The following is a 16,565-nucleotide window of genomic DNA, read 5'->3' on the forward strand; positions in this document are numbered from 1 at the left end:
CCGTTATCGGAGGGGCCCGGTGGGCCGTAATGCTTCAGCAGGTCGACATAGAAATTGACCGCCTTGTGCCACTCCGGCGTGTCGATCTGCGGATGCCATTGCTCATCGAACCAGCGCCCGCCATAGCTGTTGACGACGGTGCCGAGCAGGGCCATGTTCTCGCCCCAGCCAGCCTTGCCACGCAGGCATATGCCGTACACGCCGTGATCGGGATCGTGCAGTTTCTGCGCGAAGCCACGGATCTGATCCCAGGTGGGCTCGGCAGGCATGGTCAGGTTCGCCTTGGCGAACAGGTCCGTGCGGAAGTAGGTGATGCTGGCTTCGGCGTAGAAAGGCACGGCGTAGAGATGGTTATCGACCGTCAGCTGCTCGCGCACGTTCTTGAAGATGTCGTTGGTATCGTAGTCGGCAGGAAGGTTATCCAGCGGCTTGAGCCATTTCTGCGCGCCCCATAGCGGTGCCTCGTACGCGCCGATGGTGATGACGTCGAACTGTCCGCCATGTGTGGCGATGTCCGTGGTCAGGCGCTGCCGAAGGGTGTTCTCTTCGAGCACGACCCAGTTCAGGTGCACGCCCGGGTGGCTCTTCTCGTACTCGGACGAGAGCGCCTGCATGCGCACCATGTCCGCGTTGTTCACCGTGCCGATGGTGAGCGTGGTGTCGGCGTACGCGATCCCGGCTGTTCCCAGCCACGTCGCGAACAGGACGGAGACGACACCTTTTCCAAGGCCGTTCCGATAATCGCTCATCTTGCCTCCCTCAACGGCGAACCGAATGGATGAGCGTTTATAGGTTCAAGGACACTACGACCACCAATACGTGTCTCGTCGTTTTCCGGTGAAGATGCGTACTTTTTTGCAGATTGAGTGCCTTGCGGGACGTGGAAACGCCCGCTGCGAAGCCGCTAATGCTGCGGTGCAGCACCTCGTGAAGGCAGCAATAAAGTACGTATACAGGCCGGGCCAGGCAGGAGCGGGGATCTACCGCGTGACGCGGCGCGCCATTACAGGTCGGCGGCGGGTTGCCTGTGTCGCATCCGATATTCGCGCGGCGTCATGCCGGTGAGGACGAGAAAGCGGCGATTGAAGTTCGACAGGTTACTGAAGCCGACCTCGTAACAGATGTCGGTAATGGACCCTGGGGAAGCCACGAGCTTCTCGCATGCGCGTTGCACGCGCGTCTGGTTTACGTAGTCGATGAAGCGGTATCCGGTGTGCTGGTGGAAGAATCGCGAGAAGGCGGTTTCGGACATGCCCAGGCGTTCGGCCACGGTCTTGAGCGACACGTCGCCAGCGTGGTGTCGGTCGATGAAGGTCACCGCGCGGTGCAGTTTCATCGATTGGCTGGGGTCGGCCGATGCCTGGAAGGGACGACTGCTGAGAGGTCGTCGTGTGGGGTCGTCGGCGAGGGCTTCGATCATCTCGAAGAAGCTCGCCACGCGACGTAATCCGGGATTCTCCGCTACCCGGCGGAAGTACGGTTCCAGCTGCCGGCCGAGGTTCGGCGCGAACTCGATCCCGTAGCGTGCTTCCTCCAGCAACAAGGACTTCACGTGCCGGGCCGAGGGGAAGAACTCGATGCAGCGACGCACGAAGGCTTCCGAGAACAGGATCACGCGATCGCGCAGCGCGGCCGGCTCGCAAGTCGTATCGGTTACCCAGTTATGCGGCACGTTGGGGCCGGTCAGCATCAGGGTGTACGGCGCGAAGCGGCCTTCGTAGTCGCCTACGTAGGCGGTACCCTCAGTCGCGACGATGAGATGAAGCTCGTAGGCCGGGTGGTAATGCCAACGGATGAGCCGGCTACGCGAGCCATGATCGAGGTAGTGGATCGACGGTTCGTCCGAGAGGCCGAGCACATCCTGCTCACGGCCGAGCGCCGAGGTATCGGCCATGGGCGGCGGCAGCGAAAGGGCGGCGCGACGGTTCATGCGACCGAGCGTACTCTTTCCTGTTATCAATCACCAAGGAGGCGAATATGAAGGTCCTGATCGTGGGCGCCAACGGCACCCTGGGCAAGGCGGTTGCGAAGGAACTGGGTGCTCGGCACGAGATCGTCGGCGCAAGCCGTTCCCACGGCGACGTGCGCGTCGACCTGCGCGATACGGCCAGCGTCGAAGCGATGTTCCGCAGCGTGGGGCCGGTCGATGCCGTGATTTCCACCGCCGGCAAGGTACCGTTCGCGCCGCTGGGCGAGCTCACCGAGGCGCAGTACCTCGAGGGCCTGCAGGACAAACTGTTCGGCCAGATACGTCTGGTCAACGCGGGCACGCCGCATCTGCGCGATGGTGGCTCGTTCACCCTGATCACCGGCATCCTCACCGAGCAGCCGATTCTGTCCGGCGCGGTGGCGAGCACGGTCAACGGAGCCRTCGAGGCTTTCGTCCGCGCCGCTGCCATCGAATTACCCCGCGGCATCCGCATCAATGTCGTCAGCCCGACCGTGCTGACCGAAGCGATGCATGCCTACGCGCCGTACTTCCGTGGTTTCGAGCCGGTGAGCGCCGCGCGCGCCGCGATGGCGTTCTCGCGGTCGGTCGAGGGTCGACAAACAGGGCAGGTTTACAAAGTCTGGTGAGTGTCGGCGCGCGCATGGCCTGTGGGGGCCGCTTCAGCGGCGATGGGTGGTCGCGGCACGCGGGCCCGCTGCCGCGGGTTCGCCGATGAATCGGCTCCCACAATGAATCGGCCTCCACAATGAATCGGTGCCCGTAAATAGGAGTGATCCTATGTCGGTCCGACGATGTCATCGATACGATAGCCGACCTCTCAGAACGCGCTCCGGCGGCAGCAGTCAGATAGCTGGCGGGACGCGTCGCACAGCCATGACGCATCGCATGGGCGTGCAGGAGTTTTACGGCCGTAACGGCCTCTTCAGGAGAAGTATCAGATGCGTCATCTTGCATTGTTTACCGGCGTCGCCCTGGCATCGCTGGTTCCCGTTTCCGCCATGGCCGACGACACCGCCCATCTCACGGTGACTGGCACGATCTCGCCGGCGGTCTGCAATGTATCGCTGGCAGGTGCCTCCGAAGTGAAGCTCGATCCGGTGAAGCTGTCGGACTTCACGCCGGGTCAGGATCTGCAACTTCCTGAAAAGACAGCTTCCCTGAGCATCGAGTGCCAGGGTGCCTCAGCGAAGTTCCGCCTCAAGGCCTCCGATGCCAGGGCCGACCTCGGTATCTCCGCGCCGGGCGCTTCCCATTACAGCCTGGGCTTCAACGAGGAAGGAAAGAAACCCAACGGCTACTTTGCGCTGAACATCGATGCGGCTTCCATGTCGACGAACAACTTCGTGCTGAAGTCGACCGATGGCGGCCTCGGCGAAGCCTGGGCGTCGGCGGTGACCGGACCGGTAGCGTTCGATCACGATGGCGAAGCATTTGCCTTCGCAACGAGTGCGGGGGCCACGGAACCCGCGGATCTCGCGTCGCTCATCGTGCCGCTGAAAATCAAGGCCGTCCTCGCTAAGGATCCGGTGGTTACCGACGAGGTCGAGCTCGCCGGCCAGGCGACGATCGAAATCTTTTACTGAGCAACGGCGTTCCCGGCACCCCGTGCCGGGAACGCACGCGTGGAGAGCTGACATGTCGAGAATGATAGCGCCCCACAGGCGGTCGGCGCGCTTCGTGTTCGCCCTGACGCTGGCCGGACTGTTTTCCGGATTACCTGTGCACGCAGACGGCATGCTGCCGGAAACCTCGGTCGTCCTCGTTTACGAGGACAAGGGCGAGGCAGCGATCAAGGTGCGAAACAGCGAWACGCGGCCGTCRCTCCTGCACGTTACCCTGCAGGACATCCCCGAAGACGTCGAGCCGTTGCTGTTCGTTACGCCGCCGGTGTCGCGCGTCGATCCAGGCCAGGACCAGCTGGTCCGTTTCATCCTGCGCCATACCAAACCGCTGACGACGCAGCGTCTCAAACGCGTCGTGTTCGAAGGCATCCCGCCGAAGAACAAGCTCGAACCAGGCCGTGCCACCGTGGCGGTGAATATCCGACAGAACCTCCCGGTCATCGTGCATCCGAAAGGGCTTCCCTTGAACCGCGAACCGTGGACGGGTCTTACCTGGTTGATCGCGAACGGCGAGCTGACCGTTCGTAACGACACGCCTTATGTCGTGCGCATGGGCCAGGAAGTGCATTTGCTGCCGACGATGGCGTCGGTGAAGGTTCCCTCCGCGTACGTGCTGCCGGGTGCCCACCACGTAGTCCCGATTCCCGAGGCGGCGCACGCTTCCACGTCGGTTCGCCTGTATCCCGCGACGGTCTATGGTTTTTCCGTGGACGCGTACGATGCACCGTTGACCACCGTCGCCCGCTGAGCACCGTGAGTTCACCTGTGCCCAGCCGACGACTGCGAGGCGCACATCTGCGGCTGGCGTTACTGCCGCTGGCTTGCGTACTCGACCTGCCCGATGCCTGCGCCAACGAGGTCGAGTTCGATGTGGGTATGTTGAAGCTGCGCGGTATCGACCCGAAGCTGGCCGATTATTTTCGAGACGCGCCACGCTTTACCGCCGGGTTCCATGAGGTGTCCTTGCGGGTCAATGGACAATCCTTGGGACGGGTGAGCGTGCGGTTCGACGATCACGGTGGGCTCTGCGTCGACCCGGGATTGCTGGAGGCCGCGGCGATCGTGTCGCCCCGGACACACGATCCGTTGACGAAGTCATCCAAGGCGCAGCCCTGCCTGAGCCTGGCTTCGATGTTCCCCACCGCGCACGCCGAGCTCGATCCGGCCGGTGGCGAGGTCTCCCTGCTTGTACCCACCCATGCACTGCGCGAGCGACGGCAAGATATGTCGGGGTATGCACGCGGTGGAACAGCGGCGCTCTTCAACTACGATCTCACCGGCCTGGAAAGCCGATGGGGTTCGCAACGCAGCCGCTACGCGTCCGCCAATACCGAGACGGGATTCAACGCTGGCGATTGGGTGGTCCGCAGCCGTCAGGTGTCGACATCGATCGATGGTCGACACCGTACCGAGGTACTCGACACGTACGCTCAACGTTCGTTTGCCGAGCACGGGGCGGTGCTCCAGTTCGGCGAGATCAATGTTGTGAATCCCGCACTGCCCGGGGCCCAGATCACCGGCGTGCAGGTGATGAGCGAGCAGGCCCTGGCCACGCCGGGCGCGGGCGCCGTCGTGGAGGGTGTTGCCCAGAGCCAGGGACGTATCGAAATCCGTCAGGACGGTGTGCTCGTTTACTCCACCGCGGTACCCGCAGGGCCGTTCGTACTGAGAGACATTCCGCGTATCAACCGCCGCGCCGACCTGGACGTCACCGTCGCCGGCGCTGGCGGCGAGTCGCAACACTTCGTCGTGCCGATGTCCATGGCCGGCGCCATCGCGCCATCCACCGGCTATTCGTTTGCGCTGGGCAGGACGCGAAATACAGGCGGTACCGAGGCCCCATGGATGGTCAGCGCGGGCTGGAGTGCTACCGCTCGTCGTCGGCTCAAGGTCTGCGGTGGCGCCACGCTGGCATCGAACTACCAGGCGATCGGGGCGGGCGTCGGCTCAGGGTCGGCATCGGGCAGCCAGGTGCAACTCGATATCACCGGAGCACGAGCGTCGCGCGAGGGCGTCACCGGTATGCAAGCGCTGCTGACCTGGTCGCAGCGCCTGGGCGAGGCATGGTCGGTCGCGCTTTCGCACTCGAGGCAGGGTCCGGGTTTTCGTGAATTCCTCGGTTCGTCCTTGCGCGTCGCCGCCGGCGCGCGTCGAACACGCTATCGCGACCAGACCTCGCTCTCGCTTTCCTGGTCACGCCAGGGGTTGGGCAACCTCAGTGCGGGATATTCACGTACCGGTCTGTTCGACGGCCAGACGACAAGCCGGGCCCTGGCTTCCTGGGGTACCCGTATCGGCCGCGCATCGGTATCGTTGTCGGCGGAATGGACGCTTAGCCACGAGCGTCGCACCGGTAACAAGAGCTTCTATCTGAACGTCAATGTGCCGCTTGGCGATAGCCATCGCCTGGCGAGCACCGTGCGTCGGTACGCCGGCGAAACCCGCTACGGTGCAAGCTTCTCCGGGCAGATGAGCGAGTTCGCTTCGTACAGTACCGGGCTGGAATATCGGTCCCGCGACCACCAGCGCAGCGAGTCAGCCGCCGTCTCCTTGCTGCCGCGTTACTTCCAGCTGGACGCCGGGTATGCGCACGACACGCGCAGCCGCACCACGAGCCTCGGCCTTCGCGGCGGTCTGGTCGTGCACGATCGGGGCGTGACGGCGTCGCCTTATGCCGTGCGTGACACTTTCGGCGTCCTCTCCGTGGGCGATACCGCTGGCATACGTGTATCGACGCCGGGCGGGCCGGTATGGACCGATGCACGCGGCTACGCGGTGCTGCCGCAACTGAGCGCCTATGGCAACAGCAGCATCGAAGTCGCCACCGATTCGCTCCCGCGCGACATGGATATCGACCACGGTGCCTCGGTCATCTCAGCCGGCCGTGGCACGGTGGCGAAACTCGCCTTCGGGGTGAGCAGGACGCGTCGCGTCCTCGTGCGTGCGCAGACTGTGGACGGGCAGCTCCTGCCGTTCGGTGCCACGGTGACGGACGAGACGGGTGAGGTGGTCGGCATGGTGCAGCGTGAGGGCGAGATTTTCGTACCGAACGTGATGGCGACACCCCGGCTATGGGTGAGCGGCCCCGATACGCCTCCCTGTGAGCTCGACATCGACATCGACATCGGCGATCACGTCGATCGAGACACGTATTACGAGTCCGCGTCGGCGGTATGCCGGGTGAGCGGCGAGGCCGTTCGATGATGGCCGGACGGAGGGCGGTCGCCAAGGCATTCGCCCATGTCGCCGCGTGGTTGCTCGCGCTGCTGTTCGTGCCCACCGTTGGTGCGCAGGATCACCCCTGCAACGTGCTGCTCGGCGCGCCGCACGTCGACTACGGTACGCTCAGCCGGGCGACGCTGGCGGTCGATGCCCATGGCGTGCTCGGCCTGCCGGCTCGTACCGTGGCCCTGCACATCCATTGCTCCGAGCCTGGCGACATGGTGCTTTTCTTCCGCGGGCCGCCTGCCGATGCTGTGGCATTTCGTTTCACCGACCAGGGCCGTTTTGCCCTGCGCCTGCGCGACGGACGTCTGGACGGCCTGCCCGTGGACCTGGGGTGGGTGGACCACAGCGGTGGCATGTCACGTCGGACGGATGACCGGCTGGCATGGACGCCTGACCAGGGATTATCGCCGGTGAAGAACGGCATGGCGGCGACCGGTCGCGATTTCAGCGCGCAGATCGACATCGATACGTACATCGACGAAGGTGCGTTGAAGGTCAGTGACGCCTCGCGCTGGGTAGTGACGGGTACGGTCGACATGGGCCGTGCCGCGGCGCCGCGCGAGCTCACCCTTCAGGCCGACGTACAGCCGGGGCGTTGCAACGTGGATATCGTTCGCCACGTGTCGTTCGGGCATCTTCGCTCGACGGACCTGGATAGCCATGGCGCTTCGACACGGATCCCGTCGGCCGGGAACGGCCAGCTACGGGTGGTGTGCGATGCGCCGATGCCATTCGCCTTCCGTGTGATGCGTGACGAACGCGCAGGTACGGCGTCCGCACCGGTCGGCCTGGGAACGTCGTACAAGGACGGCGAACTATTTGGCCTGGGCAAGACAGGTGCCGGCGAGAACATCGGCGCCTACGTATTGCACTGGGCTGCGCATGCGACGTCCGACCAGGGCGACCTTCGCGCGACACAGTCGCTCGACGGTGGCCGGTCGTGGCTATCCACGGAGGCTTCCATCGTCGCCAATCACGCCAATGCCGGGCGGGTGGGTTACGTCGGCGCCAAGGACGCGGCGACGGGTCCTGCGCGTTTGAAGGTACTCGACGTGACCCTGGAGACGACGATCTTCATTGCACCCAAGCACCTGCTCTCGCTTGGCGAAGAGATAACGGCAGATGGCCTGGTCACTTTCGAGATCGTCTACTGACGAAAGAACGCAACACACAACCGATGGAGGTACCACCTTGACGCTTTGTTCTTCCCTGTTTGCCCTCGGGCCACTGCTTCGTGYGAGATCAACGACGTCCAGTGCCGGACAAAGRAAAGTCATGAGCCCTTGTGGGCGTTTGATTGGGGTGGCACTTGCTTTAGCGCCGATCGGGGTCCGAGCAAGTGATCGGGCGGACCTGAGCGTAGCGGGTACGATCATGCCGTCGTCGTGCGAGGCGTTCGTGCGCGGCGGTCAGCTCGACCTTGGGGTGATCCACTTCGCGGACCTGAATCCCGACGAGACTCAGCCGACCCATCTCGTCGACAAGGAGAACAAACTCGACATCCTCTGCAATGGACCTGCCCGGTTCGCTCTCGGGGCCACGGACCTGTCCGATGGCGGCGGCAACGGACGCAATTTCTTCGGCCTCGGCCTTGGGTCCAATGACAAGTCGATAGGCCACATAACGATAAGCGAGCGCAATGACGGATTCATGGCCGATGGTAAACGGGCGTATCTGACGGCGACGGAGGATCGCGAGCTCTGGTTTGCCTCGTCGAAAAGCCCCATACCGTTTTCCCAGGCGGACTACCTCCTCGGCCTGAACAAGACCGAAGGATCGAGTGCGGGCCCGGACTTCGTACGGCAGGCGTCGATGTGGTTGTTCATCCCCGTGACGATCGCGCCGAAGGCGGATCTGGTGCCGGGAGACGAGCTCGTCCTCGCCGGAAATGTCTTGTTCGAGATCAAGTATCTCTGACCTTGGGTCACGCGATCGTCCAGGGTCGGTCGATATCCATGCCGGCGTCGATGCCGGCAACGTAAATCAACAAGGAATGCGAATGAAACACTTCAATGCCTTAGGCGCATCGGCAGCGCTGCTGCTCATGGCCAGCTCGGCAGTGGCGAGCGAGACCCGCGCCGATCTTCTCGTCAAGGGATCCATTACCCCGGCTGCAGCATGTAGCGTGGTCATCGGCAGCACACTCAAGCTGGGTACGATCAGGCGTGATCAGCTCGAGGCGGATCCCTCCAAGGAAACCGAACTCGAGGAGCAGCGGGTGTCGACGACGGTCAACTGCCCCAGTGCCCGACGCTTTGCCTTTGTCGTTCGCGAAGCCGGGGGCAACGATGCGTCATCGGACAGGATCTTCCCGATGCGGGCGAATGAAAGTGGAAAAGATACCGGCAAGTTGTTCCTTCTCTTCGATGCCCAATCGACCAAGATCGACGGCGTCCAAGGCTACGCGACGGGTGCGGACCGCGTGAATGACCTCGAGCAAGCCACCTGGGGGCCGGCAACGTCATCGCGCGAGAACCTGCCGATCACCAACGGACGCTACGCGGTGGGTTTCGTCACGGAGGCGGCGAGCACGGCAGCGCCGGCCAATATCAAGGACCTCAGCGTCAAGCTGCTGGTGAGGCCCCGGATCAATCCCGTGAACGAGCTCGACCTTTCCGCGGATATCGGCTTCTCGAGCGATCTCGGGCTCGAAATAAACTACTTCTAGTCGCAAGCCGTAGGAGTCGATTCATCGGTGATCCCGCCGCAGCGGGGGCAGTTCGTCGCGGCGCGGAAGTCCACCGCAGCGGGGCAGCCGGTCGCGAGCACCCATCGCCGATGAATCGGCTCCCACCATACAGAGAGCGGCGGTCAGGCCGTCGCCAAAGGGCGCTCGATGGCGGCGATACCGCTGCGTGCGTGATCGACGATCTCGCCAGCGAGACGCAGTGCATCGAGGAAGGCGTCGACCTCGTCGGCGCGCCCGGTGAACTCGGCGACCGACTGGTTTCCTGCGCGTTGCAGGAGCCGTCCGCCGAACTGGGCGAGGCACGCATCCACCGCACCGGCACTGGCTTCGACGTGGGCGACGAGGAGTTCCCGCTCCACGTGTTCGCGCCGGGTGATCTCCGCGATCTCGATCACATCGACGAGCTTTGCCGTTTGCTTGATGATCTGCTCGACAACGGCGTCGTCGCCGAACACCACGAGCGTGAGGCGTGACGCATCCACGTCGTGCGTGGCCGCCACGGTGAGCGATTCGATGTTGTAGCCCCGCGAGGCGAACAGACCGGCAACGCGCGCGAGTGCACCGGCTTCGTTCTGCAACAGCATGGAGATCAGGTGGCGCATGTCAGAACATTCCCGTGGGTTCGGCGGTGTCGGTCGCCGGCGCGTGGCGACTGGCGATCCAGTCGCCGGTGATCATCTCGGCGTAGGTCGATCCCGGGCCCACCATGGGATAGACGCCGGCATCCGGATCGATGATCACCTCGAGAAAGGCCGGGCCCTCGAAAGCGAGGAAGTCGGCGATGGTGGCGTCGATATCGTCCGGCTTGTCGAGGCGCTGCGCCCATTCGAAACCGTCGGCCTGGGCGGCGCGAACAAAATCTTTCTTATGCAGGCTCTTGTCCGAGGCTGAGAAGCGGCCCTTGAAGAACAGCTTCTGCCATTGGCGCACCATGCCGTCGCCAGCATTGTTCATCACGACGACTTTCACGGGAAGGTCGTACGTCGTCACCGTTTCGAGCTCACCGATGTTCATGCGGATGCTGGCATCGCCGTCGATGTCGATGACGGTCAGGTCGCGCCTGGCGAACTGCGCGCCGATCGCTGCGGGCAGGCCGAAGCCCATCGTGCCCATGGATCCCGACGTCAGCCAGCGACGCGGCTCGCGGAAGTCGAAATACTGCGCCGCCCACATCTGGTGTTGGCCAACGCCCGTGCTGATGATGGCGCGCCCGTCGGTGATGCGGTTGATCGCCTCGATGACCACGCAGGGATGGATCGTTTCACCGTCGCGGCAGAAGTCCATGGCATGGCTTTTCTTCAGTGCGGCGACGTGGTCGTGCCAGGGAGCGTAGTCGGTTGTGAAGCCGATGCGCTGGCCGTAAGCGAGCAGGCGCTCCAGGGACGCGTCCAATGAACCGATATGGTGCCAGTCGACCGCCTTGACCTTACCGATCTCCGCAGGGTCGATATCGATCTGGGCAATCGCGCGTGCCTTCGGTGCGAACTTGGCCGGCACCCCGACCACCCGGTCATCGAACCGGGCACCGAGCGCGAAGACGAGGTCGCAATCGTCCATGGCATAGTTGGCATAGGCGGCGCCATGCATGCCCAGCATGCGCAGGGCGAGCGGGTCGGTGGTATCGAAACCGCCGATGCCCATCAGCGTCGTGACGACCGGCAGGCCGAACGCGCGTGCGAACTCCCGGAGTACGCCTGCGGCTCCGGCTGAAACGATGCCGCCACCTGCGTAGATCAGCGGCCGCTTAGACGCGGCGAGCATGGCGAAGAATTCGGCGCACTGAGTATCGTCGATGACGGCGGATTCCACCGCATGCAAGCGAGAACGGTAGCCGCGCACCGCAAGTTCGCGCCGGCCTTCGAAGATGAGTGGCGCGTTCTGGACGTCCTTGGGTATGTCGATAACCACGGGCCCTGGCCGCCCGCTCCGGGAGATATGAAATGCCGTGCGCAAGGTGGCCTCGAGCGTGGAAGCATCGGTCACCAGGAACACGTGTTTCGCGCAGGCGCCCATGATCGTTGTGATGGGCGCCTCCTGGAAGGCGTCGGTACCTATGGAGCCCGTGGGAACCTGGCCGCAGATCACGACCAGGGGAATCGAATCGGCCATGCAATCGCGCACCGGCGTCACGGCATTCGTGGCACCCGGTCCGGAGGTGACGAGTGCGACGCCCACGCGACCCGACGCGCGTGCATAGCCGGCCGCCATGAAGCAGGCACCCTGTTCGTTGGCGGGCACGATGAGCGGCAGGGATTCGCGGCCGTCGTCGTGGAGATGGCTTTCGTTGTAGCGGAATACCGCGTCGTACACAGGAAGGATGGCGCCACCGGAGTAACCGAAGAGTACGTCGAGGCCCTCGTCGGCAAGCACTTGCACGACGATGTCCGCCCCGGTCATGGACTGGCCAGCCAGGGGATGATTCACGGTTGGACGGCGAATGTCGCCGACGGATTCCAGTTGCGCGTTCACGGGTATGTGAGTCCTTTAACGTCGAAAAGCCTGAGCTCTTGTAGGCGCCGCTTCAGCGGCGAAGGGGGCTCGCCGCCATCGGCCCGCTGCCGCGGGATCGCCGGCATAGCCGGCTCCTACAGGGTTTCGGTCAGTCAGCTTTGGCCGGTTCGGCGGCTGGCTTTGGCTGGTTGGTGGCTAGCCAGGGCATGCGGGCGCGTAGCTGCGCACCGACCTTCTCGATCGGGTGATCGAGATCGCGCTGCTTGAACGCCTTGTAGTTGGGCAGGCCAGCCTTGTACTCGGCGGTCCATTCGCGGGCGAACGTGCCGTCCTGGATCTCGGTGAGCACCTGCTTCATGCGCTGCTTCGTACCTTCGTCGACGATGCGCGGGCCACGCGTGTAGTCGCCGTACTGCGCGGTCTCCGAAATGAACTCGAGCATGCGGGCGATGCCGCCCTCATAGAACAGGTCGACGATCAGCTTGAGCTCGTGCATCACCTCGTAATAGGCGATCTCCGGGCGATACCCTGCCTCGACGAGGGTTTCGAATCCCTTGATGACCAGTTCGCTGGCACCACCGCAGAGCACGGCCTGCTCACCGAACAGATCGGTCTCGGTTTCTTCCTTGAAGTCGGTTTCAATCAGCATCGCGCGTGCACCGCCGATGCCGGCGGCGTAGGCCGTGGCACGTTCGGTGGCATGGCCAGTGGCATCCTGGTGCACCGCGTAGAGGCAGGGTACACCGCGACCGATTTCATACTCGCGGCGGACGAGCGCGCCCGGACCCTTCGGTGCGACGAGCACCACGTCGATGTCCTTGCGTGGTTCGATCTGGCCGAAGTGCACGTTGAAGCCGTGGGCGAACAACAGCGTCGCGCCGGGCTTGATGTTCGGCTCGATCGAGTTCTTGTAGATCTCGGGCTGGGTCATGTCCGGCGTGAGCACGGCGATCAGGTCCGCACCGCGGACGGCATCACCGGGCTCGGCCACGGCGAAGCCGTCGACATACGCGCGGCTCCAGGACGGGCCACCGGGACGCAGGCCGACTACGACGTCGAGTCCGGAGTCCTTCAGGTTGAGCGCGTGTGCGCGGCCCTGGCTGCCGTAGCCGAGGACGGCGATACGGGCGTTCTGCAGCGGTGCGGTGGTGGCTTGCTTGTCGGTCACGGGGTGTCTCCTTGAGATTGCGAAGGTGTCATTCGGTGGTGGCTTGTTGTGGGAACCGATTCATCGGCGATTGGGGGTCGCGACACGGTCAGGGATTCGCCGATGAATCGGCTCCTACAGATGGGGGTGCTGGATAGGGTCAGTTACCGATGAGTTCCTGCGTCATGTCTTCTTCGTCGGATCGGCGTCGGGCGGGCGCCGTACCTGTCGCCGGCGCGTCGTCGAAGGCCTGGGTCACCGCGCCTTCCGCCGCCGAGCCAACCAGGCGCGCGTACTTCGCCAAAACCCCGCGCGTTACCTTGGGTGGTGTGGGTTGCCACGCGCCACGGCGCGAGGCGAGGTCGGCATCGGTACGCAGTTCGCGCGTCGATGCATCGATGAAGATGGCGTCGCCTTCGCGGAGCAGTCCGATCGGGCCACCGCGTGCGGCTTCGGGTGCGATGTGCCCGACCATGAAGCCGTGCGTGGCACCGCTGAAGYGGCCGTCGGTGATCAGCGCCACGTCGTTACCCAGTCCGCGACCGACCAGGGCAGCGGTGACGGCCAGCATCTCGCGCATGCCTGGACCGCCGRCAGGCCCTTCGTTACGAATGACCATGACATCGCCCGAGCGGATACGACCGGCCTGCACCGCGGCGAACGCCTCTTCTTCGCTTTCGAACACGCGGGCGGGACCCGCATGGCTGCTGCGACCGTGGCCGGCCAGTTTCAGGATGCAGCCTTCCGGCGAGAGGTTGCCGTAGAGGATGCTATATCCGCCGCGCGGCTTGAACGCATGAGCGACCGGGCGCACCACTTGCTGCCCGTCGGTTGCCGGCGGCGCGGCGTCCAGCTCTGCGAACAGGCTGCGGCCCGTGACCGTCGGTGTATCCGTCAACAGCCCGGCCTTGCGTAGTTCCTGCGCGACGATGGCCGTGCCGCCCGCGGCGGTCAGCTCCACGGCGCTATAGCGACCGCCCGGCTTCAAATCGGCAATCACCGGTGTATTCGCCGATGCTGGCTCAAAGTCCTCGATGCTCAGCGGCACGCGCGCCTCGTTGGCCATGGCCAACAGGTGCAGCACGGCATTGGTCGAGCCTGCGGTCGCCGCGACCATGCGTGCGGCATTGTCGAAGGCCGCGCGCGTCATCACGTCGCGCGGCAGGCGGTTGTTGTCCAGGCAGGCCATGGCGAGTTCGCCGCAGCGGAAGGCAGCGTCACGCTTGGCCGGATCGGTGGCGGGGATGTCGTTGAATCCGACCGGTGACAGTCCCAGCGTGGTCAGCACCATCGCCATGGTGTTGGCGGTGAACTGCCCGCCGCAGGCGCCGGCACCGGGGCAGGCATGGCGCTCGACGTCGTCGAGTTCGGCGTCATCGATCTTGCCCGCGCCATGGGCGCCGACCGCTTCAAACACCTCCTGCACGGTGATCGGGCAACCGTTTCGATTGCCATGCGCAATGCTTCCGCCATACAGCGCGACACCCGGAATGTTGAGTCGGGCCAGCGCCATCGCGGCCGCTGGAATCGTTTTGTCGCAGCCGCACAGCACCACCATCGCATCCAGGCAATGACCGTCCACCGCCAGTTCGATCGAGTCGGTGATCACTTCACGGCTGACCAGCGACGAACGCATGCCGGAGGTGCCCATGGCGATGCCGTCGGTGACGGCGATGGTGTTGAATTCCACCGGTGTACCACCGGCGGCGCGCACGCCTTCGGCGGYCGCTTCTGCCAGGTCGCGCAGATTGAGGTTGCACGGCGACACGTTGGACCAGCTGTGCACGATCGCGACCATCGGACGGGCGATCGCCTCGTCATCGAGGCCGGTGGCGCGTAGCATGGCGCGTGCCGGAGCACGGTCCGGGCCGGTCTTTATCGCATCGCTGCGCAGCGTGCGGATCGGGATCTTCTTCTCGTTCATGCGGCCTCCGCCTTGGCGTTACATGCTTCCAGAACAGCGCGCGTGACCGTGTAGGTGGTCGCGTTACCGCCCAGATCGCGCGTGAGATTGCTGTGCTCCAGTACGTGATCCACGGCCGCTTCGACCACGGCCGCCTCCTTGGTCAGCCCCAGCGAATGGCGCAGCAGCATCGCTGCCGAGAGAATCGTCCCGAGCGGGTTGGCCAGTTGTTGTCCGGCGATGTCGGGCGCGGAGCCGTGGATCGGCTCGTAGACGCCCGCGCCGGGGCCACCGATCGATGCGGAAGGCGACAGGCCCAGCGAACCCGCCAGCACCGAGGCTTCATCCGTCAGGATGTCGCCGAACATGTTCTCGGTCACGATCACGTCGTACTCGGCGGGACGCGTGAGCAGATGCATGGCCATGGAATCGACCAACTGGTGCTCCAGTTCCACATCGGGGTAATCCGCACCGACGCGTGTAGCGACCGAACGCCACAGGCGCGAGGTCTCCAGCACGTTGGCCTTGTCGACCGAGGTGACCTTCTTCTTGCGCGTGCGTGCCAGCTCGAAGGCATGACGAACGACACGCTCGATCTCCACGACGCTGTAGCGGCACTCGTCGGTTGCGTCGGTATCACTGCGCGTTTTCGCGCCGAAGTAGATGCCGCCGGTGAGCTCGCGGATAAACACCAGATCCACACCCTTCGTGCGTTCGGGCTTCAGCGGCGACAGGGCCGCCGTGCGCGGGTGCAGCTTCAGCGGGCGCACGTTCGCGAAAACGCCGAGCAGCTTGCGCATGGCCAGGAGACCCTGCTCGGGACGAACCGTCGCGTTCGGGTCCGACCACTTCGGGCCACCCACGGCGCCCAGCAGGATGGCGTCCGCGGCCAGCAGCGCTTCACGCGTTGCCGGTGGCAGCGGATCGCCAAAGCGATCGATCGCGTCGCCACCGATCGCATGCTCGGCGAAAGTGAACTGATGACCGAAGCGCTCGGCGACCTGGCGCAGCACAGCTACGCCAGCCGCAGCGACTTCGGGGCCGATACCGTCACCCGGCAGTACGACGATCTGGGCCTTCATGCGGCTTCCTCCATGCGGTTCTCGAAGGTGGCGATGGCGGCTTCGTGTTGCAGCAGGAAGCCCATCTGATCGACGCCGTTGAGCAGGCAGTGACGCGAGAAGGCGTCGAGGTCGAAGCGGATCGTTCCGCCGTCGGGCAGGCGGATCGAGCCATCGGCGATGTCGATACGCAGTTCGATGCCGGGATTGTCGAGCAGCCAGCGGTGTTCCGCCGCGCTCACGACGATGGCGAGCAGGCCGTTCTTAAGCGAGTTACCCCGGAAGATGTCCGCAATCTCGCTGGAGATGACCGCCTGGATGCCGTAGTCGAGCAGGGCCCACGGCGCGTGCTCACGCGAGGAACCGCAGCCGAAGTTATGACCGGCGACCAGGATGGCGCAGCCGCGGGCGTTTGCCTGATTCAGCGGGAAGGCAGGGTTGTCGCTGCCATCGGCGGCATAACGCCAGTCTTCGAAGCAATGCTTGCCCAGCCCCGTGCGTTCGGTCGTGGTG

Annotated in this window: 15 protein-coding genes; 7 read left to right on the plus strand and 8 right to left on the minus strand. The window is 64.4% G+C overall.

Translation table 11 applies throughout. The features are described 5' to 3' along the window. Window positions 1-749: ABC transporter substrate-binding protein (locus tag AC1DT2_RS05385; protein WP_477294923.1), on the minus strand; the 749-nt coding region annotated here is incomplete at its 3' end. Window positions 750-1,003: 254 nt separating this feature from the next. Continuing rightward, window positions 1,004-1,930, minus strand: coding sequence for an AraC family transcriptional regulator (locus AC1DT2_RS05390; RefSeq protein WP_082878979.1), 927 nt, complete (start codon window positions 1,928-1,930; stop codon window positions 1,004-1,006). Between the two features lie 47 nt (window positions 1,931-1,977). Here AC1DT2_RS05390 and AC1DT2_RS05395 point away from each other — a divergent pair, with 47 nt between their 5' ends. From AC1DT2_RS05395 to AC1DT2_RS05425, 7 genes are all read left to right on the plus strand, one after another. Continuing rightward, a complete protein-coding gene (locus tag AC1DT2_RS05395; RefSeq protein WP_477294926.1) occupies window positions 1,978-2,577 on the plus strand; it encodes a short chain dehydrogenase in 600 nt (199 codons plus the stop codon). 312 nt (window positions 2,578-2,889) lie between these two features. Next, entirely contained in the window at window positions 2,890-3,534 is a 645-nt protein-coding gene (locus AC1DT2_RS05400) for a DUF1120 domain-containing protein (protein ID WP_477294928.1), read from the plus strand. Between the two features lie 52 nt (window positions 3,535-3,586). Next, window positions 3,587-4,321, plus strand: coding sequence for a fimbria/pilus chaperone family protein (locus AC1DT2_RS05405; RefSeq protein WP_477294930.1), 735 nt, complete (start codon window positions 3,587-3,589; stop codon window positions 4,319-4,321). A 5-nt stretch (window positions 4,322-4,326) separates the two neighbouring features. Further along, window positions 4,327-6,777 carry a fimbria/pilus outer membrane usher protein gene (locus AC1DT2_RS05410; protein ID WP_477294932.1) on the plus strand — a complete coding sequence of 817 codons (2,451 nt, stop codon included), beginning with the start codon at window positions 4,327-4,329 and terminating at the stop codon, window positions 6,775-6,777. Further along, on the plus strand, window positions 6,774-7,955 hold the full coding sequence (locus AC1DT2_RS05415) for a DUF1120 domain-containing protein (protein WP_477294934.1): 1,182 nt from the start codon (window positions 6,774-6,776) through the stop codon (window positions 7,953-7,955). The genes AC1DT2_RS05410 and AC1DT2_RS05415 overlap by 4 nt, the downstream gene beginning before the upstream one ends. 121 nt (window positions 7,956-8,076) lie before the next feature. Further along, window positions 8,077-8,718, plus strand: coding sequence for a DUF1120 domain-containing protein (locus AC1DT2_RS05420; protein ID WP_477294936.1), 642 nt, complete (start codon window positions 8,077-8,079; stop codon window positions 8,716-8,718). Window positions 8,719-8,800: 82 nt separating this feature from the next. Then, on the plus strand, window positions 8,801-9,469 hold the full coding sequence (locus tag AC1DT2_RS05425) for a hypothetical protein (RefSeq protein ID WP_477294938.1): 669 nt from the start codon (window positions 8,801-8,803) through the stop codon (window positions 9,467-9,469). 143 nt (window positions 9,470-9,612) lie between these two features. On the opposite strand, the gene ilvN is transcribed toward AC1DT2_RS05425, so the two are convergent. From ilvN to leuD, 6 genes are all read right to left on the minus strand, one after another. After that, complete coding sequence (gene ilvN / locus AC1DT2_RS05430) at window positions 9,613-10,092, minus strand: acetolactate synthase small subunit (RefSeq protein WP_063572546.1); 480 nt, start codon at window positions 10,090-10,092, stop codon at window positions 9,613-9,615. A 1-nt stretch (window position 10,093) separates the two neighbouring features. Continuing rightward, complete coding sequence (ilvB, locus tag AC1DT2_RS05435) at window positions 10,094-11,887, minus strand: biosynthetic-type acetolactate synthase large subunit (RefSeq protein WP_477294945.1); 1,794 nt, start codon at window positions 11,885-11,887, stop codon at window positions 10,094-10,096. A 202-nt stretch (window positions 11,888-12,089) separates the two neighbouring features. Beyond that, window positions 12,090-13,109, minus strand: a complete 1,020-nt coding sequence (ilvC, locus tag AC1DT2_RS05440) for a ketol-acid reductoisomerase (protein WP_213949171.1) — start codon at window positions 13,107-13,109, stop codon at window positions 12,090-12,092. A 139-nt stretch (window positions 13,110-13,248) separates the two neighbouring features. Further along, the gene (ilvD, locus tag AC1DT2_RS05445) at window positions 13,249-14,982 is read right to left on the minus strand and encodes a dihydroxy-acid dehydratase (protein WP_477294947.1); all 1,734 of its coding nucleotides are present in this window, start codon (window positions 14,980-14,982) and stop codon (window positions 13,249-13,251) included. Between the two features lie 26 nt (window positions 14,983-15,008). After that, entirely contained in the window at window positions 15,009-16,073 is a 1,065-nt protein-coding gene (gene leuB / locus AC1DT2_RS05450; RefSeq protein WP_477294941.1) for a 3-isopropylmalate dehydrogenase, read from the minus strand. Then, window positions 16,070-16,565: 3-isopropylmalate dehydratase small subunit (gene leuD, locus AC1DT2_RS05455; RefSeq protein ID WP_477294943.1), on the minus strand; the 496-nt coding region annotated here is incomplete at its 5' end. The genes leuD and leuB, both read right to left, overlap by 4 nt.

The organism is Luteibacter sp. P4_E6 (genome assembly GCF_056401535.1).

Bases quoted from the DNA above. Each gene is read 5' to 3' on its own strand.
- AC1DT2_RS05390 (WP_082878979.1), bottom strand. From the start codon at position 1,930: ATGAACCGTCGCGCCGCCCTTTCGCTGCCGCCGCCCATGGCCGATACC.
- AC1DT2_RS05400 (WP_477294928.1), top strand. From the start codon at position 2,890: ATGCGTCATCTTGCATTGTTTACCGGCGTCGCCCTGGCATCGCTGGTT.
- AC1DT2_RS05415 (WP_477294934.1), top strand. From the start codon at position 6,774: ATGATGGCCGGACGGAGGGCGGTCGCCAAGGCATTCGCCCATGTCGCC.
- AC1DT2_RS05420 (WP_477294936.1), top strand. From the start codon at position 8,077: ATGAGCCCTTGTGGGCGTTTGATTGGGGTGGCACTTGCTTTAGCGCCG.
- AC1DT2_RS05425 (WP_477294938.1), top strand. From the start codon at position 8,801: ATGAAACACTTCAATGCCTTAGGCGCATCGGCAGCGCTGCTGCTCATG.
- ilvN (WP_063572546.1), bottom strand. From the start codon at position 10,092: ATGCGCCACCTGATCTCCATGCTGTTGCAGAACGAAGCCGGTGCACTC.
- ilvB (WP_477294945.1), bottom strand. From the start codon at position 11,887: ATGACCGGGGCGGACATCGTCGTGCAAGTGCTTGCCGACGAGGGCCTC.
- leuB (WP_477294941.1), bottom strand. From the start codon at position 16,073: ATGAAGGCCCAGATCGTCGTACTGCCGGGTGACGGTATCGGCCCCGAA.